Raw genomic sequence first — 23,352 nt, forward strand, 5'->3', positions numbered from 1 at the left:
CCACCGCCATGAATGAGGCTGCACGATGACGTCCCTGACCCGCGCCACCCGCCGCCTGAGCGCCGCGCCGATCGACTCCCCCAATCCGCTGCCCCCGCTGTTCAGCGGCTGGGACATCCATCAGGTCGAGGGGGCCGGGGACGCCGACGAGGAGATGCTTGCGGGCGCCCGCTACGGCCGGATCTCGTCCGTGCTTCCCTATCTCGACCAGGACTCCTACGGCCGGGATCGCGCCCCGGCCGAGGTCGACGTCGTCGTGCTGGAGAACGAGCGCCTGCGGGCCGAGTTCCTCCTGGGCATGGGCGGGCGGCTGTGGTCGCTCGAGGCGACGGACCCGGCGACGGGCGTCACGACCGAGCTCCTCCACCGCAACGAGCTGCTCCAGCCCGCCCACTTCGCGTTGCGCAACGCCTGGGTCGCCGGCGGGGTCGAGTGGAACATCGGCACGATCGGCCACACGGTCCTCACCGCGGAGCCGCTCCACACCGCCCGCGTGCGGGGCCCCGACGGCGAGCCCGCGATCCGGATGTACGAATACGAGCGGCTGCGCGGCGTCGTCTACCAGGTCGACGCCTGGCTGCCCGGGGGATCGGCCGTGCTCGCGGTGCATGTGCGCATCGTCAATCCCACCGACGCCGACGTGCCGATGTACTGGTGGTCGAATATCGCGGTGCCGGAGAACGACGACGTGCGCGTGCTCGCCCCGGCCGACGCCGCCTGGAAGTTCGACTACTCCGGGATCATCAACTCCGTGCCCGTACCCGTGCCCGAACCGGGGCGAGCCGACCTCACCTACTCCGCCCGGGCCCACGACGCCGCCGACTACTTCTTCGACGTCACCGCCACCTCCCGCCCGTGGATCGCGGCGGTGGACGGCACGGGGTCGGGCCTCGGACAGGTCTCCACGAGCCGGCTGCAGGGCCGCAAGCTGTTCCTGTGGGGGAGTGGCCGCGGCGGGCAGCACTGGCAGGAATGGCTCTCGGGCCCCGGCGCCCCCTACCTGGAGATCCAGGCGGGGCTCGCGCGCACCCAGCTCGAGCACCTGCGCATGCCGCCGGGGGCGAGCTGGCAGTGGGTCGAGGCCTACGGCCCGCTGCACACCGATCCCGCCGTCTCCCACGGCCGGGACTGGGCGGCCGCGCGCGAGCAGGGGGAGTCGGCGATCCAGCTGATGCTCGGGGGGATCGACCTCGAGGAGGTGCTCGAGCGCACGGCCGAATGGGTCGACGCCGAGCCGATCGAGGTGATCGAGGCCGGATCCGGCTGGGGCGCGCTGCGGCAGCGGCTCATGGGCGGAAGGGAACGGGTGGACCGGCCCGGCACCCCCTTCACCGCCGGCACGCTCGGTGCCGATCAGCGCGACTGGGTCGCCGTGCTCGAGGGCGCCCGCGACTGGTCCGGCGACCCGTCCGTGCCGCCGCGGTCCTACCAGGTCGACCAGCAGTGGGACGCCCACCTGGCCGAGATGACCGGCTGGCAGGCGCTGCTGCACCGCGGGGTGCTCGCCGCCGCGCGGGACGAGCCCGCGGCCGCCGAGGACTTCTTCCGACGCTCGCTCGAGGCCGAGCCCACCGCCTGGGCCTGGCGCCACCTCGCCCGGGTGCTCGACCATCGCGGCCGGCCCGAGGAGGCCGCCGACTGCTACCGCAGGGCGCTGGCCCTCGTGCCCGAGTTCCTCCCGCTGCTGCGGGAGGGCCTCGACGCCCTCCTCGCCGTCGGAGCCCACGACGACGCCCTCGACCGGATCGACGCACTCCCCGCCGACCTGCGCCGGGCGGGCAGGATCCGCCTCGCCGAGGCGCGCGCCGCGGTCGGTGCCGGCCGGCTCGACCGGGCCGGCGCACTGCTCGCCGACCTCGAGGTGCCCGACCTGCAGGAGGGCGACACGGTGCTCACGGACCTGTGGATCGACTATCGACGGGCGGGCGGCGATCACGATCCCGGCGCGATCGACATCCCCCGGCACCTCGACTTCCGGATGAAGACCGACCCGGCCGGGGCCTAGCCGGGCGCCCGCCCGGGACGTGGCCCGTGTCACGTGCCCGCGCGCGGGCCGTGGCCGGATCGGCGCCCGACGAGGAGTATCGTGGTTGCTCGGCAAGCATCCCTTTAACATCGTCCAGTGAGGCGAAGAAGGAGGCAGGCCGGACATGACATCCGACCAAGGCACCCTCGTGCTCAGTGACGGCGACATCGCGCGCGCACTGACACGCATCTCCCACGAGATCATCGAACGCAACCGGGGCGCGGACGGCGTCGTCCTCCTCGGGATCCCCACCCGTGGCGTGCCCCTCGCGGCCCGCCTCGGCGAGCGCCTCCTCGCGGCCGACGGCCGCGGCGGGGAACCGAACGGGATCGTCGGCACGATCGACATCACCCTCCACCGCGACGACCTGCGCAGCCAGCCCACGCGCGCGCTGACCGCGAGCCGCATCCCCGCCGGCGGGATCGACGAGAAGATCGTCGTGCTCGTGGACGACGTCCTCTACTCCGGGCGCACGGTCCGCGCCGCACTCGACGCCGTGAGCGATCTCGGCCGACCGCGCGCCGTCCAGCTCGCCGTCCTCGTCGACCGGGGCCACCGGGAGCTGCCGATCCGCGCCGACTTCATCGGCAAGAACCTGCCGACCGCCCGGACCGAGCGGGTGCAGGTGCGCCTGAGCGAACTCGACGGCGACGACCGGGTCGTGCTGCACCCATGAGGCATCTGCTCTCCGCCAAGGACCTCGACCGCGCCGAGGCCATCACGGTGCTCGACACCGCCGCCGCGATGGCCGCCACCCAGTCCCGGCAGGTGAAGAAGCTGCCCCCGCTGCTCGGCAAGACCGTGGTCAACCTCTTCTTCGAGGACTCGACCCGCACCCGCATCTCCTTCGAGGCCGCCGCCAAGCGGCTCTCGGCCGATGTCATCAACTTCGCCGCGAAGGGCTCGAGCCTGTCGAAGGGCGAGTCCCTCAAGGACACCGCCCAGACCCTGCAGGCGATGGGAGCCGACGCCGTCATCATCCGCCACTCCGCCTCCGGTGCGCCGCAGCGGCTGGCGACCTCGGGCTGGATCGACGCGGGCGTCGTCAACGCCGGTGACGGCACCCACCAGCACCCCACCCAGGCGCTGCTCGACGCCTTCACCATCCGCCGCCACCTCGTCGGGTCCGGGCAGGACGCTCGCGCCACGGGGCAGGGGCTCGACGGGGTCAGGGTCGCGATCGTCGGCGACGTGCTCCACTCCCGGGTGGCCCGCTCGAACGTCGACCTCCTGCACACCCTCGGGGCGGAGGTCGTGCTCGTCGCCCCGCCGACCCTCGTGCCGGTCGGGGTCGAGACCTGGCCGTGCACCGTCTCCTACGACCTCGACGCCGCCCTGACGGACCTGCGCCCGGACGCCGTCATGATGCTGCGCATCCAGCACGAGCGGATGACCGCGGCCGGCGGCGGGTACTTCCCCTCCGCGATGGAGTACTCGCGCCGCTACGGACTCGACGCCCGGCGCCTCGGCGCGCTGACGGATCGGGCCATCGTGCTCCACCCCGGGCCCATGAACCGCGGCCTCGAGATCTCCGCGGCCGCCGCCGACTCCGAGCGCTCCGTCGTGCTCGAGCAGGTGACCAACGGCGTCGCCGTGCGCATGGCCGTCCTCTACCTCATCCTGGCCGGTTCGGCCGAAGGGATCCCCGCGTGACCACCTACCTCATCCGTCAGACCCGACCGCTCGGCGCCGACCCCGTCGACCTCCTCCTGGACGGGGGCACGATCGCCGACCTCGCCCCGCGGATCGACCCGCCCGAGGCTGCCGTCGTCGTCGACGCCGCCGGCACGATCGCCCTGCCCGGCCTCGTCGACCTGCACACCCACCTGCGGGAGCCGGGCCGCGAGGACGCCGAGACGATCCGCTCGGGCACCCGCGCCGCCGCCATGGGCGGGTTCACCTGCGTGCACGCCATGGCCAACACCTCCCCGGTCGCCGACACCGCCGGCGTCGTCGAGCAGGTGTGGCGACGCGGCCTCGAGGCCGGCTGGTGCGAGGTCCGCCCCGTCGGCGCCGTCTCCGTGGGGCTCGCGGGCAAGGAGCTCGCCGAGCTCGGCGCGATGTCCGAGTCCGACGCCGCCGTACGCGTCTTCTCCGACGACGGCATCTGCGTGCACGACCCGGTGCTCATGCGCCGGGCGCTCGAATACGTCAAGGCGTTCGACGGCGTCATCGCCCAGCACGCACAGGAGCCGCGCCTGACCGAGGGCGCGGTGATGAACGAGGGCGTCGTCTCGGCCGACCTCGGGCTGCCGGGCTGGCCGTCGGTGGCGGAGGAGGCGATCATCGCCCGCGACGTGCTCCTCGCCGAGCACGTCGGGTCCCGGGTGCACATCTGCCACCTGTCGACCGCCGGCTCCGTCGACATCGTCCGCTGGGCCAAGGCCCGTGGCATCGACGTGACCGCCGAGGTCACCCCGCACCACCTCGTGCTCACGGACGAGGCCGTGCGCGGCTACGACCCGCAGTTCAAGGTCAACCCGCCGCTGCGCACGGCCGCCGACGTCGAGGCCGTGCGTGCGGGCCTGGCCGACGGCACGATCGACATCGTGGCCACCGACCACGCCCCGCACCCCGCCGAGGCCAAGGACTGCGAGTTCGGGGCGGCCGCGTTCGGCATGACCGGCCTCGAGACCGCCGTCTCCGTCGTCGCCGAGTCGATGATCGACAATCCCGCCCACGACTTCGACTGGGCCGACCTGGCCCGGGTCATGTCGGCCACCCCCGCCCGGATCGGCCGGGTCGCGGGCCAGGGCCGGCCGATCCGGGCCGGCGAGCCCGCCCACCTCACGCTCGTCGACCCCGGCGCGACCTGGCGCGTCGAGCCCGCGGCGCTGACGACCGCGAGCGAGAACACCCCGTTCGCCGGCCGCGACCTGCCCGCCCGCGTCCTCGCCACCTTCTACGGCGGCCGGGCCACGGTGCTCGACGGCCGCCCGGTCGACGCACCGCGCGAGGCGGGACACTGATGCCCTACGTCCTTCCCGTGCTGCTGCTCGCGGCGGCCACCGCCCTCATCCTCTCGGCCATGTACCGCAGCTGGCGCCGGCGCGCCCGCGGCGTCGTCGTGACCGACCTGCCCGCGCTGCCGGCCGGGAGCCCCGCCGCCCCCGCAGATCCGCCCGTCGAGGGCGTCTACGTCTCGACGACGATCGCCGGCCGGCCGTGGGAGCGGGTGCTCGCCCAGGGCCTGGGGGCCCGCTCGGCCGTGGACATCCAGGTCCTGCCCGCGCGCGCCGGCCTCCCCGGCGGCGTCCTGCTCACCCGTCGCGGCGCGCGCGACGTCTTCATCCCGGCCGGGACCATCCACGACGTCCATCGCGCCAGCGGCATGATCGGCAAGGTCGTCGACACCGACGGTCTCGTCGTCATCACCTGGCAGGTGGGTGAGACGCTCCTCGACACCGGCCTGCGCACCCGCTACGGCGCCGACCGTGCCCGCCTGCACGACCGCATCCACTCCCTCCTCGTCGCGACCGGCGAGAATGCCAACCCGGAAGGTTAAGGACCCACATGACTGCTGCGCATGACCCAGACGCTGCGGTGCTCGTCCTCGAGGACGGCACCACCTACCGGGGCCGGGCCTACGGCCGACGAGGCACGACCACCGGCGAGGTCGTCTTCACCACCGGGATGAGCGGCTATCAGGAGACCCTGACCGACCCCTCCTACCACCGCCAGATCGTCGTCATGACGGCCCCGCACATCGGCAACACCGGCGTCAACGACGAGGACGCCGAATCCGCCGGCCTGCAGGTCGCCGGACTCGTCGTGCGCGACCCGGCCCGACGCACCTCCAGCTGGCGCGCCACCGGAGACCTCGCGAGCGAACTGACCGAGCAGGGCGTCGTCGGCATCAGCCACCTCGACACCCGGGCGCTCACCCGCAGGCTCCGCGACGCCGGCGTCATGCGCGCCGGGATCTTCTCCGGCGACTCGCTTCCCGCCCACCTGGGCGCCGACGAGAGCGCGGCGCTCCTCGCGACCGTGCTCGCCGAACCGGCCATGGCCGGGGCCGACCTCGCGCGGGAGGTGACGACACCCGAGGCCTACGTGCTCGAACCGAGCGGCTCGTTCGCGGGAACGGAACCCCGCGCCGTCGTCGTCGCGATCGACCTGGGCATGAAGGCGATGACCGCCAAGCGCCTGACCGAGCGCGGCGCCCGCGTGCACGTGCTGCCGGCGGACGCGACCTACGCCGACATCGCCGCCCTCGCACCCGACGGGGTGTTCTACTCCAACGGGCCCGGCGACCCGGCGGCCGCGACCGACGTCGTCGCCACGATCCGCGAGGTGCTCGACGCGAAGACGCCGTTCTTCGGGATCTGCTTCGGCAACCAGCTGCTCGGCCGCGCCCTGGGCTTCGACACCTACAAGCTCACCTTCGGGCACCGGGGGATCAACCAGCCGGTGCAGGACCTGGCCACCGGGAAGGTCGACATCACGAGCCACAACCACGGCTTCGCCGTCGACGTCCCGATCGGTGAGCCGGTCACCGCCCCGCACGACGGCGGCCGGTTCGGCCGGGTCGAGGTGAGCCACATCTGCCTGAACGATCGTGTCGTCGAGGGCATCCGCGCCCTCGATCTGCCCGCGTTCGCCGTTCAATACCACCCCGAGGCCGCGTCGGGACCGAATGACGCTGCCCACCTGTTCGACCAGTTCCTCACCATGATGAAGGGCGCCTGATGCCTCGCCGTACCGATATCTCCAGTGTCCTCGTCATCGGCTCGGGCCCGATCGTCATCGGTCAGGCCGCCGAGTTCGACTACTCCGGCACCCAGGCCTGCCGCGTGCTCCGGGAGGAGGGGATGAGGGTCATCCTCGTCAACTCCAACCCGGCCACGATCATGACCGACCCCGAGTTCGCCGACGCCACGTACGTCGAGCCGATCACCACCGAGGTGCTCGAGGCGATCATCGTCAAGGAGCGCCCCGACGCGCTCCTCGCCACCCTCGGCGGCCAGACCGCCCTGAACGCCGCCGTCGCGCTGCACGAGGCCGGGATCCTCGCGGCGCACGGGGTCGAGCTGATCGGGGCCAACGTCGCCGCGATCCACGCCGGCGAGGACCGGCAGGCGTTCAAGGACATCGTCGAGCGCTGCGGAGCCGAGTCCGCGCGCTCCCGGATCTGCCACAGCATGGCGGACTGCCTCGAGGCCGTCGTCGACCTCAAGTATCCGGTCGTCGTGCGCCCCTCCTTCACCATGGGCGGGCTCGGCTCGGGCATCGCCTACGACGAGGAGGACCTGCACACGATCGCGGGCGCCGGCCTGCACTACTCGCCCACGACCGAGGTGCTCCTCGAGGAGTCGATCCTCGGCTGGAAGGAGTTCGAGCTCGAGCTCATGCGCGACCGCGCCGACAACGTCGTGGTCGTGTGCTCGATCGAGAACGTCGACCCCGTGGGCGTGCACACAGGGGACTCCGTCACGATCGCCCCGGCCCTGACCCTGACCGACCGCGAGTACCAGAACCTGCGAGACATCTCGATCGCGGTCATCCGCGAGGTCGGCGTCGAGACCGGCGGCTGCAACATCCAGTTCGCCATCGAACCGACCACCGGCCGGGTCGTCGTGATCGAGATGAACCCGCGGGTCTCGCGGTCCTCCGCGCTCGCCTCCAAGGCGACCGGCTTCCCGATCGCCAAGCTCGCCGCGATGCTCGCCCTCGGCTACACGATGGACGAGGTCGCCAACGACATCACCGGCTCGACCCCCGCCTCGTTCGAGCCCGCGCTCGACTACATCGTGGCCAAGGTTCCGCGGTTCACGTTCGAGAAGTTCCCGGCCGCGGATCCCACCCTGACGACCACGATGAAGTCGGTGGGGGAGGCGATGGCGCTCGGGCGCAACTACACGGAGGCGCTGCAGAAGGCGCTGCGCTCGATCGACACCCCCGAGGCGAGCTTCCACTGGCGCGGTGACGCGCCCGACGCAGCGGCCACCGCCCGGCTGCTCGAGTCCTCCCGGGTGCCCACTCCGGGCCGCTTCGTCGACCTGCAGCAGGCCATCCGGGGCGGGGCCACGCTCGAGCAGATCCACGACGCCACGTCGATGGACCCCTGGTTCATCGACCAGATGTTCCTCCTGCACGAGGTGGCCACGGCGGTCGCCGCGGCCGACGGGCTCGACGCCGACACCCTTGCCGAGGCGAAGCGTCACGGCTTCTCCGACCGTCAGATCGGCGAGATCCGCGGCATCGGCGAGGCCACGGTGCGGGAGATGCGCCACGCCTACGGCCTTCGGCCGGTGTACAAGACGGTCGACACGTGCGCCGCCGAGTTCGAGGCCCGCACCCCCTACCACTACTCGAGCTACGACTCCGAGACCGAGGTGCGCCCGCGCGAGCGGGAGGCCGTCATCATCCTCGGCTCCGGCCCGAACCGGATCGGCCAGGGGATCGAGTTCGACTACTCCTGCGTGCACGCCACCCTCGCACTGTCGGAGCAGTACGAGACGATCATGATCAACTGCAACCCGGAGACGGTCTCGACCGACTACGACACCTCGGACCGGCTCTACTTCGAGCCGCTCACCTTCGAGGACGTGCTCGAGGTCTACCACGCCGAGCTCGCCGTCGGCCCGATCGCCGGTGTCGTCGTCCAGTTGGGCGGCCAGACCCCGCTCGGGCTCGCCGCCCGGCTGCGGGACGCGGGCGTGCCGATCCTGGGCACGCCGCCCGAGGCGATCGACGCCGCCGAGGACCGCGGCCTCTTCGGCCAGGTGCTCCTCGCCGCCGACCTGCCCGCCCCCGCGTTCGGCACCGCCATCTCCCTGCAGCAGGCGCGCGAGATCGCCGACCGCATCGGCTACCCGGTGCTCGTGCGCCCGTCGTACGTGCTCGGCGGCCGGGGGATGGAGATCGTCTACGACGAACCCCAGCTCACCTCCTACGTGCGGCGGGCCACCGGCACCGTTCGGTCCGATGGCTCCGATGACCACACGGACGCCGACTTCGCCGTGTTCCCCGCCCCCGTGCTCGTCGACCGCTTCCTCGACCAGGCGATCGAGATCGACGTCGACGCGATCTACGACGGCACCGAACTCTTCCTCGGCGGCGTCATGGAGCACATCGAGGAGGCCGGCATCCACTCGGGCGACTCGGCGTGCGTGCTGCCCCCGATCACGCTGTCCACCTCGATGATCCGGCGGATCCGCACCTCCACCGAGGCGATCGCCGCCGGCGTCGGCGTGCGTGGCCTCATCAACATCCAGTTCGCGCTCTCCTCGGACACCCTCTATGTGCTCGAGGCGAATCCGCGCGCGTCGCGAACCGTGCCGTTCGTGTCGAAGGCGACCGGCATCCCGCTCGCCAAGGCCGCGGCCCGAGTCATGGCGGGGGAGTGCATCGCCGACCTGCGCAGCGCCGGAGTCCTGCCGGACCACGACGCCGTCATCGACGACTCGGGCGCCCCGATCGCCGTGAAGGAGTCGGTGCTGCCGTTCAACCGGTTCCGCACCGCCTCCGGACAGGTGGTCGACTCCGTGCTCGGGCCCGAGATGCGTTCCACGGGCGAGGTCATGGGCTTCGACCGGGACTTCCCGCTGGCGTTCGCCAAGTCCCAGGCGGCGGCGTTCGGCGGCCTGCCGACCGGCGGCACGGTCTTCGTGTCCGTCGCCGACCGCGACAAGCGGGCCATCGGCCTGCCCACGAGCCGGCTCGTGGAGCTGGGCTTCAGGATCCTCGCGACCGAGGGGACCGCCTCGGTGCTGCAGCGTCACGGGATCACGGCCGAGGTGGTGCGCAAGGCCTCGGACGGGCCCGGCCCGGACGGCGAGCCCACGATCATCGATCTCATCTCGAGCGATCAGGTCGACATGGTCACGAACACGCCCGGCTCGAAGGGCGCCCGGGCCGACGGCTACGACATCCGCACGGCCACGACCGCGGCGGGGAAGGCGATCTCGACGACCGTGCAGCAGTACACGGCGGCCGTGCAGGCGATCGAGGCGGTCCGCCGCGGCCCGTTCGAGGTCACCTCCCTGCAGGACCACGACCGTGCTCGCGCCGCCCGTGTCGCCCAGGCGGCCCAGTCGGCCCAGGCGACCCAGTCGGCCCAGTCAACCCGGTCGACGACCGTCCCGGCCCGCGCGTGAGCGCCGCGACCGACCGGCCGGGTGGCGGGCGGCCCGGTTTCGGGGTGCGGCTGGGCGCGGCGATGGCCGCGCGCGGTCCGCTGTGCGTGGGCGTCGATCCCCACCCGCAGCTCCTGGCCGCGTGGGGGCTGGCGGACGACGTCGCGGGCCTTCGGGAGTTCTCGCTGCGGGTCGTCGAGGCACTCGGCTCCCGGGTGGCCGCCATCAAGCCGCAGGTTGCGTTCTTCGAGCGGCACGGCAGCGCCGGGATGGCGGTGCTCGAGGAGGTCGTGGCCGCCTGCGCGGCCCTGGACCAGCTGACCATCCTCGATGCGAAGCGGGGCGACATCGGCTCGACCATGGCCGGCTACGCCCACGCCTATCTCCACCCGGACAGCCCGCTCGCGGGGGACGCCGTGACCCTCTCGCCATATCTGGGCTTCGGCTCCCTCGCGCCCGCGATCGAGCTCGCCCGGGAGCACGGGCGCGGGGTCTTCGTGCTCACCCTCACGTCCAATCCCGAGGGTGCCGAGGTCCAGCACGCCCGGGGCGCGGACGGCGCGAGCGTCGCCGGGGCGATCGCCGCCGCGGCGGGGCGACTCAACGCCGGATCACTCGGATCACGCGAATTACCCGAATCACTCGGATCGGGCGAATCGACCGGGGACCCGGCGGGCCGGCTCGGCGACGTCGGCCTCGTCGTCGGCGCCACGCTCGGCCCGGTCGCCGAGCGACTCGGGATCGACCTGGCCGCGGTCGCCGGACCGCTCCTCGCCCCGGGACTCGGGGCGCAGGGCGCCACGGCCGCGGACCTGGCCGCGGCGTTCGGCCCCGCCCGCTCACAGGTACTGGCCAACTCCTCCCGCGCGATCCTGGCCGCCGGCCCGGAGGCCGGCGCACTCCGGGCGGCCGCCGCCCGCACCACCGCCGAGCTGCGCGCGGCGCTGGCGTGAGGGGGACCGCCCGCCGGCCGGGTCGCCCGGGTCCCGGCCCCAGGCCGGCCGGGCGGACGCGGGGATCGGGCCGTGCTAGGTTCGCCTGCATGAGCGTCATCCTGAACACGCCCGCCGCGGCGGAACGAGGTGGTCCGTGGCACTGCCAGAACTGAGCCCCGAACAGCGCGCGGCCGCACTCGAGAAGGCCGCCGCCGCCCGCACCGCGCGGGCCGAGGTGAAGAATCGACTGAAGTACAGCGGGGGACGGATCTCCGAGGTCATCGAGCTCGCCGGGGAGAACGAGGCCGTGAGCCGACTGCGCGTGCTCGCGCTGCTCGAATCCCTGCCCGGAGTGGGCAAGGTCAAGGCACGGGCCATCATGGCCGAGGTGGGTATCGCCGAGTCTCGGCGCGTCCGCGGCCTCGGCCCGCATCAGATCGCCGAGCTGGTGGACCGGTTTGGCTGAGTCCCACCGCAGCCGGCTCACCGTGCTCGCCGGGCCGACCGCCGTGGGCAAGGGCACGGTCTCCGCCGATCTGCGCGCCCGCTTCCCGCGCGTGTGGCTCTCGGTCTCGGCCACGACCCGCGCTCCTCGCCCCGGCGAGGTGGACGGCGTGCACTATCACTTCCTCACCCCGCAGCGCTTCGCCGAGCTCGTCGCCCAGGGGGAGTTCCTCGAGCACGCCATCGTCCACGGTCGCCACCACTACGGCACGCTGCGCCGTCCCGTCGAGGACGTCCTCGGCCGGGGCGGCCTCGCGCTGCTCGAGATCGACCTCCAGGGGGCCCGGCAGGTGCGCCGCACGATGCCCGATGCCCGCTTCGTCTTCCTCGCGCCACCGAGCTGGGAGGAACTCGAGCGCCGGCTCGTGGGTCGCGGCACCGAGGACGCCGAGGAGCGGTCCCGCCGCCTCGCCACGGCCACGATCGAGCTCGCGGCCGAGCCGGAGTTCGACCACACGATCGTCAACGACGAGGTCCACCGCGCGACCGACGAGCTCGTCACCCTCATGGAGGGTGCCTGACCGTCGCCGCCGGTGGCCCGTGTCACCCGAGCGGGCCCGGCCCGGAGCGAGTAGGATGGCCGAGCGCCCAGCGCGCCCACCGACCGAGTTATGAGGTTTTTCATGTCCGGAACCGTCGCCGTGCCCGAAGGCATCACCGACCCGCCGATCGATGATCTGCTCGAGGCCAGTGACTCCAAGTACGCCCTGGTGATCTGGAGCGCCAAGCGCGCCCGCCAGATCAACGCCTACTACGCGCAGCTGAACGAGGGCCTGCTCGAATACGTCGGCCCGCTCGTGGAGACCGAGCCGCAGGAGAAGCCGCTCTCGATCGCGATGCGCGAGATCAACTCCGGGCTGCTCCAGCCGATCACGATCAAGGACTGACGGGCCCGGGCGTGCGGATCGTTCTCGGCGTCGCCGGGGGCATCGCCGCCTATAAGGCCGTGCTCCTGCTGCGACTGCTGCGCGAGGCCGGCCACGAGGTCCGGGTCGTGCCCACGAGCGCCGCCCTCGAGTTCGTCGGAGCCCCCACGTGGGAGGCGCTCTCCGGCCGGCCGGCACGCCCGGACGTCTTCTCCGGGGCGCTCGAGGTGGACCACGTCCGCATCGGCCGCGAGGCGGACCTGGCGATCGTCGCCCCGGCGACCGCGGACCTGCTGGCCCGCGCGGCCGGCGGTCACGCGGACGACCTGCTCTCCTCGACGCTGCTCACCCTCACGGCGCCGGTGCTCATGGCCCCGGCGATGCATACCGAGATGTGGCAGCACCCCGCGACCGCCGCGAACGTCGCGACCCTGCGCGCCCGCGGCATCCACGTCCTCGACCCGGACTCCGGCCGCCTCACGGGCAGCGACACCGGTCCCGGGCGGCTTCCGGAACCCGAGGCCATCATGGCCGCGGCCCTCGCCCTCGTTCCGTCGGCGGCGCGAGCGGGCGAGCCGGGGGCACCGGCCGGACCGCTCGGGGGGCGGACCGTCGCGATCTCCGCGGGCGGGACACGCGAACCGCTCGATCCCGTGCGCTTCCTCGGCAACCGATCCTCCGGCCGGCAGGGTCTCGCCCTGGCCCGGGCCGCGGTCGCGGCCGGTGCCCGGGTGCGGCTGGCCGCGGCGAACGTCGACGCCGGCCTCCTCGCGGGTCTTCCCCGCGGGGTCGAGGTGCGCGCGGTGGAGACCACCGCCGAGCTCGACCGGGCCATGACCGCCTGGGCCGCCGACGCGGACCTGCTCGTCATGGCCGCCGCCGTGGCGGACTACCGCCCCGCCCGCCCGGCCGCCGCCAAGCTGAAGAAGACGGCCGGCCCGCCGACGATCGAACTCGTGCAGAATCCCGACATCCTCGCGGGACTCGTGGCCGGACGTCGCCCCGGCCAGGTGATCGTCGGCTTCGCCGCCGAGACCGGCGACGACGCGGGATCGGTGCTCGAGCACGGCCGCACCAAGGCCCGAAGCAAGGGGGCGGATCTGCTCGCCGTGAACGAGGTCGGTGCGAGCGCCGGCTTCGGCGACGTGCCGAACCGGGTCACCCTCGTGGACTCCTCCGGCCGCGTGCGCGGCGAGGCCCACGGGAGCAAGGACGACGTCGCCGCGGCCCTCCTCGACGTCGCCGCCGCGCTGCTCGCCCCGTCCGTCGACTGAACGCGATCCACCCGTCCACCGGTTGAACGCCGACGGGCCGTCGGCGGTCGCCGTCGGAGCGAGGGGATAGTCTCCCTTGTTGTGACGAATCGAGTGTTCACTTCCGAATCAGTGACCGAGGGCCATCCCGACAAGGTCTGCGACCTCATCTCCGACACCCTGTTGGATGCGCTGCTGGCCGAGGATCCCCGATCCCGGGTGGCGATCGAGACGGTCGCCACGACCGGCCTCGTGCACATCGTCGGCGAGATCAACACGAGGGCCTATATCGAGATCCCGGCGCTCGTGCGGGCCACGATCAACTCGATCGGCTACACCTCCTCCGAGATCGGCTTCGACGGCGACTCCTGCGGAATCTCGCTCTCGATCGGGCAACAGTCCCCGGACATCGCCCGGGGCGTCGACCGCAGCCTCGAGGCACGGCAGGAGGGCGAGGCCGCCGAGGACGCCCTCGACCTGCAGGGGGCCGGCGATCAGGGCCTCATGTTCGGCTATGCGTGCTCCGAGACCCCCGAGCTCATGCCGCTGCCGATCCTGCTCTCGCACCGGCTGGCCGAACGGCTCACCGCCGTGCGCAAGAGCGGCGAGGTCGGCGGGCTGCGACCCGACGGCAAGACCCAGGTGAGCGTGCGCTACGAGGGCGACCGGCCCGTCGCCGTCACCTCGCTGGTCATGTCCTCCCAGCACGACGACGACCCCGCGGTCGTCGCCTCGCTGCGGGAGGCCTTGACCGAGCACGTGCTCACCCCGGTGCTCGAGACCTTCACCGCCCGAACCGACCTCGACGTCTCCGGCCTCGACATCCACGTCAACCCGACCGGCAGCTTCGTCGTCGGCGGGCCGATGGGCGACGCCGGCCTGACCGGCCGCAAGATCATCGTCGACACCTACGGGGGCATGTCCCGGCACGGCGGCGGGGCCTTCTCCGGCAAGGACCCCTCGAAGGTGGACCGGTCCGCGTCCTACGCCCTGCGCTGGGTGGCGAAGAACGTCGTGGCGGCGGGCCTCGCGCGCCGCTGCGAGGTGCAGGTCTCCTACGCGATCGGCATCGCCCACCCGATCTCGCTGTACGTCGAGACCTTCGGCACGCAGACCGTGCCCGTCGAACGGATCGAGCAGGCCGTCGCCGAGGTCTTCGACCTGCGGCCCGCGGCCATCATCCGCGATCTCGACCTGCTCCGGCCGATCTACGCCACGACCTCCAACTACGGCCACTTCGGGCGCGAACTGCCGCAGTTCACGTGGGAGCGGACCGATCGTGTGCACGACCTGCAGACGGCCGTCGGATAGCCGAGACCGCCGGGGAAGTCGGGACACCCGGGATGGTCGGGGGAGCCGGCGACGTGGACGCGCGTTGACGAGGAGGTGAGGAGGATGGCGGTGCCGGAGACGAGCGGCTCCCAGCCGAGCCTGCTCGACCCCGGCGCGATCCTCCCCGGCCGCGCTCCCGCCGAGTTCGTCGGGAGCGCGGCCGTGCTCGTCGACACCCCGGTGCCACACCTCGACCGCACCTTCGACTACGGGATACCGCCCGCGCTGGCCGGCGACGTCCGGGCGGGGATCCGGGTCCGGGTCCGATTCGCCGGGAAGGACCGCGACGGCCTCGTGCTCGCCGTCGGACCCACGACGGCGCAGACCACCGCACCGCTGCGGCGCGTCGTCTCACCCCTGCCGGTACTCACCCCCGACGTGCTCGCCGTGGCCCGGGAGATCGCCGCCCACTACGCCGGCACCCTCGGCGACGTGCTCCGGCTCGCCATCCCGCCCCGGCACGCCCGCACCGAGAAGAGCGTGCGGGCCGAACGGCCGGAATCCGCGCCGGCCGCCGAGCCGGAATCCGCTCGACCGGTCGAGCCCGTCCACCCCCGACCCGCCGGGGATCCCGAGGATCTCCTCGGCCACGCCGGCGCCGAGCTCAGGTCGGCGCGGCTCGCGCGTGCGGACGCCGCCTGGTCCACCTATGGCGGGGGCGGCGCCCTCATCCGGCGGCTCGTCGCCGGCGACGCCCCGCGTGCCGCCTGGTGCGCCGTGCCGTGGCCACGCTCTGTGCCCCCGGCCACTCAGGCCGACCGGGCCGACCAGGCCGACCGGGACACCCCGACGGGCCCCGCCTGGGCCGAGTCCGTCGCCGCGGCCGCGGCCGCCACGGTCACCGGCGGCCGATCGGCGCTCCTGCTCGTGCCCACCGCCACCGAGGTCGACCAGCTCGCCGCCGCGCTCTCGGACTGGGAGCTCGACCACGTCACCCTGACCGCCGAGGCCGGGCCGGCCGCCCGCTATCGCAGCTTTCTCCTCGCCCTGACCGGCCGGGTCCGCATCGTGCTCGGCACCCGCTCCGCCGCCTTCGCGCCGCTGGCCGACCTCGGCCTCGTCGTGTGCTGGGACGACGGCCACGACGCCTACTCCGACCCGCGCGCTCCCTACCCGCACGCGCGGACGATCCTCACCCGCCGCGCCGAGCACTCCGGCGCGGCCGCGCTGTTCGGTGGCTATGCCCGCAGCGTCGAGGCGCAGGAGCTCGTGCACTCCGGGTGGGCGCGGGAGCTCGCGGCGCCCCGGGCGGTGCTGCGGGCCGGCACGGCCCGGATCGTCGCCCCGGACGAATTCGACCTGCAGCGCGAGGGCCGGCCGGCCGGGCCCGCTTTCCCCGCCCCGCCTGGGAGGTGGCCCGCCGCGCCCTCGAGCACGGGCCCGTGCTCGTGCAGGTGCCGCGCGCCGGCTACATCCCGCTCCTCACCTGCGCGCACTGCCGGGAACCGGCGCGCTGTTCGCGCTGCTCCGGCCCGCTCGCCGTCGACGGGCGCGACCCGGCCGGTGCTCCCGGTGCTCCTAGTGCTCCCGGTGCTCGTGTAGACGGGCGCCCCGCGGCGGAGTCCGGGATGCTGCGCTGCCGCTGGTGCGCCCGCCTCGCCGGCACCGGCGACGACGATCCGGCCGGTGACCCCGCGCGCACCGGAGACGACACCCGCACCGATGACGACGGTGCCGGCGGTGCCGGCGGTGACCCGGGGGCCGGAGGCTGGCGTTGCCCCCACTGTCACGGCACCCGGTACCGCGCGAGTCAGGTCGGCAGCGACCGCACGGCGGAGGAACTCGGGCGCGCGTTCCCCGGGACCCCCGTGGTCGTCTCGGGGCGGACGGCGGGCATGGTGGCGGCCGTCGACGGGCGCGCCCGGCTGGTCATCGCCACTCCGGGCGCCGAGCCCGTGGCCGCCGGCGGCTACCGGGCCGCGATCTGCCTCGACGCCGCCCTGCTGACGAACCGGCCGGAGCTCGGCGCCGGCGTGGAGGCGCTGCGACGCTGGCTGCGCGCGGCCGCGCTCGTGCGCCCCGACGGCACGGTCATGGTGCTCGGGCAGGGTGCCCCCGCGGTCGTTCAGGCCCTCGTGCGATGGGATCCGGCGGGATTCGCAGCCCGTGAACTCGCCGAGCGCACCGAGCTGGGATTCCCGCCCGCCACCCGGATGATCGCGGTGACCGGCACGGCGAGCGACCTGCGATCCTTCCGGCGCCATTGCCGCCTCCCGCGTGGGGCCATCGAACTCGGGCCCGTCCCGATCGCGGGCGGCGGGCCCGATCCCGGGCCGGGGGACGGCCTCGTCGCCGCCCACGAGCCGCGGCTGCGGCTGCTGCTGCGGATCGAGCGTTCCCGCGGCGCCGAGCTGAGCGCCGCGGTCGTCGCGGCCCAGGCCGTCCGCAGCGCCCGCAAGGACGGGGCACCCGTGCATGTGCGGGTCGACCCGGACGTAGTGTAGGAGCCGGACACCGAGAATTCCGAGGACACCTGATCACCGGCGAGCACCTCGGAGCACCAGCGAGGATGCGGCACCGACGAGCGAGAGGGACGCGATGAGCAAGGCGAGCGGAACGGGAGCGGTGAGCACCGTCGTCTACGATCTGGGCCAGGTGCTCATCGGCTGGGATCCGAACCGGGTGTGGTCGCGCACGATGAGCCCCGAGCAGATCAGCGAGTTCACCGAGACGATCAACTTCCGTGCGCTCAATCACAGCCTCGACGCGGGGCGCCCGTTCGAGGACGCCCATGCCCAGGTGCGCGCCACGTGGCCCGCGCACGCCCTGCCGCTGCGCCAGTACTGGGACGCCTTCGCCGACTCGCTCACGGGGCCGATCCCCGGGTCCGCCGAGCTCGTGGCCGAACTCCACGCGGCGGGGATCCGGCTGCTCGGGCTGACCAACTGGTCCGCCGAGACGTTCCACCACGCCCGGGAGGCGGCGCCCGCCCTCGGCCTTCTCGAGGACATCCTGGTCTCCGGCCGAGAGGGGGTGGCCAAGCCCGATCCGGCGATCTTCTCGCTGCTCATCGACCGGTTCGGGCTGCGGCCGGCCGAGACCGTCTTCGTCGACGACTCGCTGCCGAATGTCGAGGCCGCCGAGGCCGCCGGTCTGCGCGGCATCCACTTCCGCTCGACCGCCGACCTGCGCCGGCGCCTCGCCGACCTCGGCCTCCCGGTCGATCGCGGGCGCGGCCCGTCCGACGCCCCGCCCCGCACTGCCTAGACTGTCCCGCATGCGTCTGTTGTTCGCGGGCACCCCCGCCGTGGCCGTGCCGGCGCTGGGCGCGCTGCTGGAATCCGAACACGAGGTCGTCGCCGTCCTCACCCGCCCACCCGCGCCCGCGGGGCGGCGACGCACCCTGCGCCCGAGCCCCGTGCACGAGGCCGCAACGGCCGCGGGACTCGAGGTGATCACCGCGACCCGGCCGCACGAGGAGCCGGCGCTCACGCGGCTGCGGGAGCTGGACCTCGACTGCGCCGCGGTCGTGGCCTACGGCGCCCTCCTGCGGGAGCCGGCGCTCAGTCTGCCCGTCCACGGCTGGATCAACCTGCACTTCTCCCTGTTGCCGGCGTGGCGGGGCGCCGCGCCCGTGCAGTACGCCGTCATGGCGGGCGACGAGATCTCCGGCGCCTCGACCTTCCGGATCGAGGCCGGCCTCGACACCGGGCCGGTCTTCGCCACGATGACCGAGCGGATCCGCCCCCGGGACACGGCCGGCGACCTGCTCGACCGGCTCGCCCACGCCGGACCCGCGCTCCTGCGGGCCACCCTCGATGCCGTCGCGGCGGGCACGGCGGACCCGATCCCGCAGCCCGCCGAGGGGGTCTCCCTGGCCCCCACCCTGACGAGCGCGGACGGGCGGATCGACTGGCGCCACCCCGCGGCGGCGATCGATCGCCGCATCCGCGGTCTCACCCCGGCGCCGGGCGCGTGGACCCGGGACGACCGGGGTCGCTACAAGCTCGGCCCGGTCGAACCGGTCGCTTCCGCGACGAGCGCGACGAATGCGACGACCGGCACGGGCAGCACGGCCGTCCCCTCCCTCGCGCCGGGGCGGGTCGGCATCGACGAATCCGGCGTCATCGTCGGCACCGGCTCCGTGCCCGTCCGGCTCACACGGATCGCGCCCCCCGGCAAGCCGTGGATGGCGGCGTCGGACTGGGCGCGCGGGGCACGACACGACATCGGATTCGAGGTGGATGAATGAGCCAGGGTGAGCACAGCGGCGACTTCCGGGACTCCCGCGCCGGCCGGCCGCCGCGCCGCCGTGGCGGCCGCGCCCCCGCGGCGACGCGGAGTGGGCAGCGGCCACGGGAGCGGAGCCGAACGGCCGACCCGGCGCGCCTGCTCGCCTACGAGGTGCTGCGCGCCGTTGCGGAGAGTGATTCCTACGCCAACCTCGTGCTGCCGCCGCTCATGCACCGGCGCGGGGTCTATGGGCGCGATGCGGCCTTCACGACCGAGTTGACCTACGGCACGCTGCGGCTGCACGGCCGCTACGATCCGATCATCGCGATCGCCGCGGACCGCGACATCCGCAAGCTGGACGACGACCTCCTCGATGTGCTCCGGCTCGGCTGTCATCAGCTCCTCGCGATGCGGGTGCCGTCCCACGCCGCGGTCTCCGAGACGGTCGCGCTGGCGCGGACCGTGCTCGGGGCCGGCCGAGCCCAACTGGTCAACGCGGTGCTGCGGCGGGTGAGCGAACGCGGGCTCGACGACTGGCTCACCGAGCTCGCGGACCGGTCCACCGGCGAGGACGAGCGGCTCGCGCGCCTCCACTCCCACCCGCAGTGGATCGTGCGGTCGCTGCGGCAGGCGCTCGACGGCACCGGGGAGGAACTGGTCGAGGCCCTCGAGGCGAACAACAGCCCCGCCGAGGTCACCCTGGTGATCCGGCCCGGCCTCACCACGAAGACCGACCTGCCCGAGACCACCCGGGGACGGTACGCGCCGACCGCCCGGGTCCTGCGCGGGGGAGACCCGGGTGCCCTGAGCGTCGTACGCGAGGGGCTCGTCGGGGTCCAGGACGAGGGCTCCCAGCTCGTCACCCTGGCCCTCGCGACCACGCCGATCGAGGGACCCGACCGGACCTGGCTCGACCTGTGCGCCGGCCCGGGGGGCAAGGCCGCGCTGCTCGCCTCCTGGCTCGGGGCACGCACGGGCGGCCCCGCCCCGTCCGATCCCGCGGACCACCCCCACGGGCAGGACCACCGCCCCCGGACCCGCCGCCTCGTCGCGAACGAGCTCTTCCACCATCGGGCCGACCTGGTGCGCGCCTCACTGCGGGCCATCCCCGACTCGATCGACGTCGAGGTGCGCACGGGGGACGGGCGGATGGTCGGGGAGTACGAGCCGCAGACCTACGACCGGGTGCTCGTCGACGCCCCCTGTACCGGCCTGGGCGCGCTGCGCCGCCGTCCGGAGGCGCGCTGGCGCCGCAGCACCGCCGATCTCGCCTCCCTGGCGGGGGTGCAGCGGGAGCTGGTCATCTCCGCGATCGAGGCGACCCGGATCGGCGGCGTCGTCGGCTACGTCACCTGTTCGCCGCATGTCGCCGAGACCACCTTCGTGATCGCCGACGTGATCAAGCGGGCCGCCAAGCTCGGGATGCCGGTCGAGGTCGTGGACGCCGCCGCGGCACTCGCCCAGGTCGCCCTGACCCCGCTGCCCGATCAGCAGGGCCCGTACGTGCAGCTGTGGCCCCACCGGCACGGCACCGACGCGATGTTCCTGGCGATCCTGCGCAGGGTCTGAACGCCGGCGAAACCCGCCGGCCCGCACGAGCACGCGTGACGGCGCCGTCGTTCGCGTTCCGGGCACGATGTGGATAGGCTGCGTGCAGACGGTCCCAGACCCCGACCCTCGACTTGAATTCCATCAGGGCCACCTCGATGGCCCTCGTGCGCGATGTCGGGTAGGTGGCTGAATGTCAACACAGGAGTTCTCGAAGACCGGGGCCGTCGACGTGACGGGTGTCCGCCGGGCGACCGGGGTGGCGTCCGCCGTGGGCCTCATTCGGTCCCGCCGGCGCGCCGCGGAGCATGCCTGGGCGGTCGATCCGGCCCGCACCACGGCGTATGCCGCGTTGCGGGCGGTCGTGCACGGCGAGTCGTTCACCGAGTGGGTGCTGCCGGCGCTCATGCGCCGTCACGGTGTGTACGGCGGAGACGCCGCCTGGACCACGGAGTTGACGTATGGGACCCTGCGGCTGCGGGGCCGGTACGACCGGATCATCGCGATCGCGGCCGCGGGGCGGCTCGGCGAACCCGATGACGAGGTGCTGGACGTGCTGCGCCTCGGCTGTCACCAGCTGCTGGCGATGCAGGTTCCTGCGGGCGCCGCCGTCTCGGAGACGGTGGCGTTGGCGCATGCGGAGCTCGGCCAGGTCCGGTCGCAGTCGGTCGCGGCGGTGTTGCGACGGGTGGCCGAGCGGGATCTGGACGCCTGGCTGGAGCGGATCGAGGCGGCTGCGGCCTCCGAGGACGAACGGTTGGGCCGGATCCACTCCCATCCGCAGTGGATCGTGCGAGCCTTCCGTCAGGGGCTCGGCGCGGCGACGGAGGAGCTGACCGCGCTGCTCGAGGCGAACAACGCGCCCGCGCCGATCACGCTCGCAGTGCGCCCCGGGCTCGTGGACCTGGTGGATCTGCCGCAGACGACCCGGGGCCGGTACGCCCCAACGGCACGGGTCCTTCAGGCCGGGGATCCCGGTGCGTTGACCATGGTCAAGGAGGGCCTGGTCGGCGTGCAGGACGAGGGCTCCCAGTTGCTCACGCTGGCGTTCGCGACGGCCCCGATCACGGGACCGGATCGGACCTGGCTCGACCTGTGCGCCGGCCCGGGAGGCACGGCGGCGCTGCTCGCGTCGTGGCTCGCGGCCCGCACCGGTAGCCCGCTTCACGAGGAGGTCCCCGAGCCGGGGGAGGCCGAGGCGGGCCATGGGCAGGACCGGCGCCGGCGCACCCGCCGGCTCGTTGCGAATGAGCTGTTCCAGCAGCGCAGCGATCAGGTGCGCGCGGCTCTCAGGGCGATTCCGGGCTCGATCGACGTGACGGTGCGCACCGGGGACGGCCGGCTCGTCGGGGGGCACGAGCCCGCGGCCTACGATCGCGTGCTCGTCGACGCGCCGTGCACGGGCCTGGGCGCGCTGCGCCGACACCCCGAGGCCAAGTGGCGTCGCAGCACGGCGGACCTGGCGAGGTTGGCCGCACTTCAGCGGGAGCTGACACTGTCGGCGATCGCGGCCACGCGCGTGGGCGGGATGATCGGCTACCTGACCTGTTCACCCCACGTGGCCGAGACGCGCTTCGTCGTGTCGGACGTGATCAAACGGGCCGCCGCGGCCGGTACGCCGGTCGCCGTCGTCGACGCGGTCGAGGTGCTCGACCGGGTCGCCGTGACCGAACTCGCGGATCAGCAGGGCCCGTACGTGCAGCTGTGGCCCCACCGGCACGGCACCGACGCGGTGTTCCTCGCCCTCCTGCGCCGCACCTGATTCGAGCGGCCGACGTTCAGGGTTCCCCACCGACGCGCCCGGGCCCCGTCCGGCCTTCGACGATGCGCTCCGGCGGCAGTCGGCGTTCGGCGACCTCGCGCGCCACGTCGGTCAGCCGGTACCCGTTCCGGCGAGCGAAATCGCGGAGGGCCCGGAAGGCCTCGTCCACGGTGGTCCGATCCCGCTCGGCGAGGACGCCCTTGGCCTGTTCGATGACGATGCGGCTGTGCAGCGCGTGCTCGAGCTGCGCGACCAGGACATCACGGCGGCCGCCGGCACGGGCGTGGACGATCCCGATGGTGGCCACGTCCGCGAGCGCTCGCGCGAGGCTCAGCGCTTCGATGGGCAGGTCGCCGGGGGTCGTGCCGAACAGGGTCACGGCGCCGATGACCTCGTCGCGCGATCGCAGCGGGATCGCGTGCACCGCCGCGTATCCCTGCTCGAGCGCCAGCCTCGCGAACCGCGGCCAGCGGCTCGTCGCCTCGTTCAGATCCGCGACCCGCACCATCTCGCCGGTCCGGTGGCAATCGCGGCAGGGGCCCTCGCCGGCCTGCGCCTGGTACAACTCCACCAGTCCCGCCCGCTCATCGGAGGACGCCATCACCTGCAACGAACCGTGCTGGTCCGGCAGCAGCAGCGCGGCCTCGGCGACGTCGACCAGCAGCACGATCTTCGCCACGAGGAGGTCGAGGAGGTCGGCGACGTCATAGTCGCCGACCAGCAGGTCGGCGAGCTCGCTCACCGCACCGGCCAACGTCCGTTCTCTCATCATTCCCGCGGCCTCCTCCCCGTCGACGCCGAGCCGGCTCACCGGTCGCCTCAGCGGGCGCGGTCGATCTGGGCGACGAGCCTATCGCTCGCCCGCGCCGCCGGCT

Annotated in this window: 20 protein-coding genes; 19 read left to right on the forward strand and 1 reads right to left on the reverse strand. The window is 73.6% G+C overall.

What is annotated here, in order from left to right:
• Positions 1 to 25 precede the first annotated feature (25 nt).
• The 19 genes from GCE65_RS07450 (at position 26) to GCE65_RS07540 (ending at position 22,477) form a co-directional block, all read left to right on the forward strand.
• Positions 26 to 2,005: a DUF5107 domain-containing protein gene (locus GCE65_RS07450; RefSeq protein WP_153877939.1), complete on the forward strand. Its 1,980-nt coding sequence runs from the start codon at positions 26 to 28 to the stop codon at positions 2,003 to 2,005.
• A 145-nt stretch (positions 2,006 to 2,150) separates the two neighbouring features.
• The gene (gene pyrR, locus GCE65_RS07455) at positions 2,151 to 2,702 is read left to right on the forward strand and encodes a bifunctional pyr operon transcriptional regulator/uracil phosphoribosyltransferase PyrR (RefSeq protein WP_153877940.1); all 552 of its coding nucleotides are present in this window, start codon (positions 2,151 to 2,153) and stop codon (positions 2,700 to 2,702) included.
• Positions 2,699 to 3,679: an aspartate carbamoyltransferase catalytic subunit gene (locus GCE65_RS07460; RefSeq protein ID WP_153877941.1), complete on the forward strand. Its 981-nt coding sequence runs from the start codon at positions 2,699 to 2,701 to the stop codon at positions 3,677 to 3,679. Before pyrR ends, GCE65_RS07460 begins: the two co-directional genes overlap by 4 nt.
• Complete coding sequence (locus tag GCE65_RS07465) at positions 3,676 to 4,995, forward strand: dihydroorotase (protein ID WP_153877942.1); 1,320 nt, start codon at positions 3,676 to 3,678, stop codon at positions 4,993 to 4,995. Before GCE65_RS07460 ends, GCE65_RS07465 begins: the two co-directional genes overlap by 4 nt.
• Positions 4,995 to 5,531, forward strand: a complete 537-nt coding sequence (locus GCE65_RS07470; protein ID WP_153877943.1) for a hypothetical protein — start codon at positions 4,995 to 4,997, stop codon at positions 5,529 to 5,531. Before GCE65_RS07465 ends, GCE65_RS07470 begins: the two co-directional genes overlap by 1 nt.
• 8 nt (positions 5,532 to 5,539) lie before the next feature.
• On the forward strand, positions 5,540 to 6,715 hold the full coding sequence (gene carA / locus GCE65_RS07475; protein WP_153877944.1) for a glutamine-hydrolyzing carbamoyl-phosphate synthase small subunit: 1,176 nt from the start codon (positions 5,540 to 5,542) through the stop codon (positions 6,713 to 6,715).
• Positions 6,715 to 10,125, forward strand: a complete 3,411-nt coding sequence (carB, locus tag GCE65_RS07480; protein WP_153877945.1) for a carbamoyl-phosphate synthase large subunit — start codon at positions 6,715 to 6,717, stop codon at positions 10,123 to 10,125. Before carA ends, carB begins: the two co-directional genes overlap by 1 nt.
• A gap of 62 nt (positions 10,126 to 10,187) precedes the next feature.
• Positions 10,188 to 11,057: an orotidine-5'-phosphate decarboxylase gene (pyrF, locus tag GCE65_RS07485; protein ID WP_152818249.1), complete on the forward strand. Its 870-nt coding sequence runs from the start codon at positions 10,188 to 10,190 to the stop codon at positions 11,055 to 11,057.
• Positions 11,058 to 11,193: 136 nt separating this feature from the next.
• Complete coding sequence (mihF, locus tag GCE65_RS07490; RefSeq protein WP_153877946.1) at positions 11,194 to 11,505, forward strand: integration host factor, actinobacterial type; 312 nt, start codon at positions 11,194 to 11,196, stop codon at positions 11,503 to 11,505.
• Positions 11,498 to 12,064: a guanylate kinase gene (gene gmk, locus GCE65_RS07495; RefSeq protein WP_152818142.1), complete on the forward strand. Its 567-nt coding sequence runs from the start codon at positions 11,498 to 11,500 to the stop codon at positions 12,062 to 12,064. Before mihF ends, gmk begins: the two co-directional genes overlap by 8 nt.
• A gap of 102 nt (positions 12,065 to 12,166) precedes the next feature.
• On the forward strand, positions 12,167 to 12,430 hold the full coding sequence (gene rpoZ, locus GCE65_RS07500) for a DNA-directed RNA polymerase subunit omega (protein WP_152818141.1): 264 nt from the start codon (positions 12,167 to 12,169) through the stop codon (positions 12,428 to 12,430).
• Positions 12,431 to 12,441: 11 nt separating this feature from the next.
• Positions 12,442 to 13,683: a bifunctional phosphopantothenoylcysteine decarboxylase/phosphopantothenate--cysteine ligase CoaBC gene (gene coaBC / locus GCE65_RS07505; RefSeq protein ID WP_153877947.1), complete on the forward strand. Its 1,242-nt coding sequence runs from the start codon at positions 12,442 to 12,444 to the stop codon at positions 13,681 to 13,683.
• Positions 13,684 to 13,764: 81 nt separating this feature from the next.
• Positions 13,765 to 14,973 carry a methionine adenosyltransferase gene (metK, locus tag GCE65_RS07510; protein ID WP_153877948.1) on the forward strand — a complete coding sequence of 403 codons (1,209 nt, stop codon included), beginning with the start codon at positions 13,765 to 13,767 and terminating at the stop codon, positions 14,971 to 14,973.
• A gap of 84 nt (positions 14,974 to 15,057) precedes the next feature.
• Positions 15,058 to 16,536 (forward strand): hypothetical protein, encoded by a 1,479-nt coding sequence (locus tag GCE65_RS07515; protein WP_153877949.1) that lies wholly within the window; start codon positions 15,058 to 15,060, stop codon positions 16,534 to 16,536.
• Positions 16,537 to 16,562: 26 nt separating this feature from the next.
• Entirely contained in the window at positions 16,563 to 17,438 is an 876-nt protein-coding gene (locus GCE65_RS07520) for a hypothetical protein (protein WP_153877950.1), read from the forward strand.
• A gap of 94 nt (positions 17,439 to 17,532) precedes the next feature.
• Entirely contained in the window at positions 17,533 to 18,201 is a 669-nt protein-coding gene (locus GCE65_RS07525) for an HAD family phosphatase (RefSeq protein ID WP_152818139.1), read from the forward strand.
• 10 nt (positions 18,202 to 18,211) lie between these two features.
• Positions 18,212 to 19,186 (forward strand): methionyl-tRNA formyltransferase, encoded by a 975-nt coding sequence (gene fmt, locus GCE65_RS07530; protein ID WP_153877951.1) that lies wholly within the window; start codon positions 18,212 to 18,214, stop codon positions 19,184 to 19,186.
• Positions 19,183 to 20,736, forward strand: a complete 1,554-nt coding sequence (locus GCE65_RS07535; protein WP_153877952.1) for an RsmB/NOP family class I SAM-dependent RNA methyltransferase — start codon at positions 19,183 to 19,185, stop codon at positions 20,734 to 20,736. Before fmt ends, GCE65_RS07535 begins: the two co-directional genes overlap by 4 nt.
• A gap of 172 nt (positions 20,737 to 20,908) precedes the next feature.
• Positions 20,909 to 22,477 (forward strand): RsmB/NOP family class I SAM-dependent RNA methyltransferase, encoded by a 1,569-nt coding sequence (locus GCE65_RS07540; RefSeq protein ID WP_153877953.1) that lies wholly within the window; start codon positions 20,909 to 20,911, stop codon positions 22,475 to 22,477.
• A gap of 16 nt (positions 22,478 to 22,493) precedes the next feature.
• Here the strand turns inward: GCE65_RS07540 and GCE65_RS07545 are convergent, their stop codons facing one another.
• Positions 22,494 to 23,288 (reverse strand): GAF and ANTAR domain-containing protein, encoded by a 795-nt coding sequence (locus GCE65_RS07545; RefSeq protein WP_228760165.1) that lies wholly within the window; start codon positions 23,286 to 23,288, stop codon positions 22,494 to 22,496.
• Positions 23,289 to 23,352 lie beyond the last annotated feature (64 nt).

The organism is Pseudactinotalea sp. HY158 (genome assembly GCF_009660225.1).
Classification (GTDB): Bacteria; Actinomycetota; Actinomycetes; order Actinomycetales; family Beutenbergiaceae; genus HY158.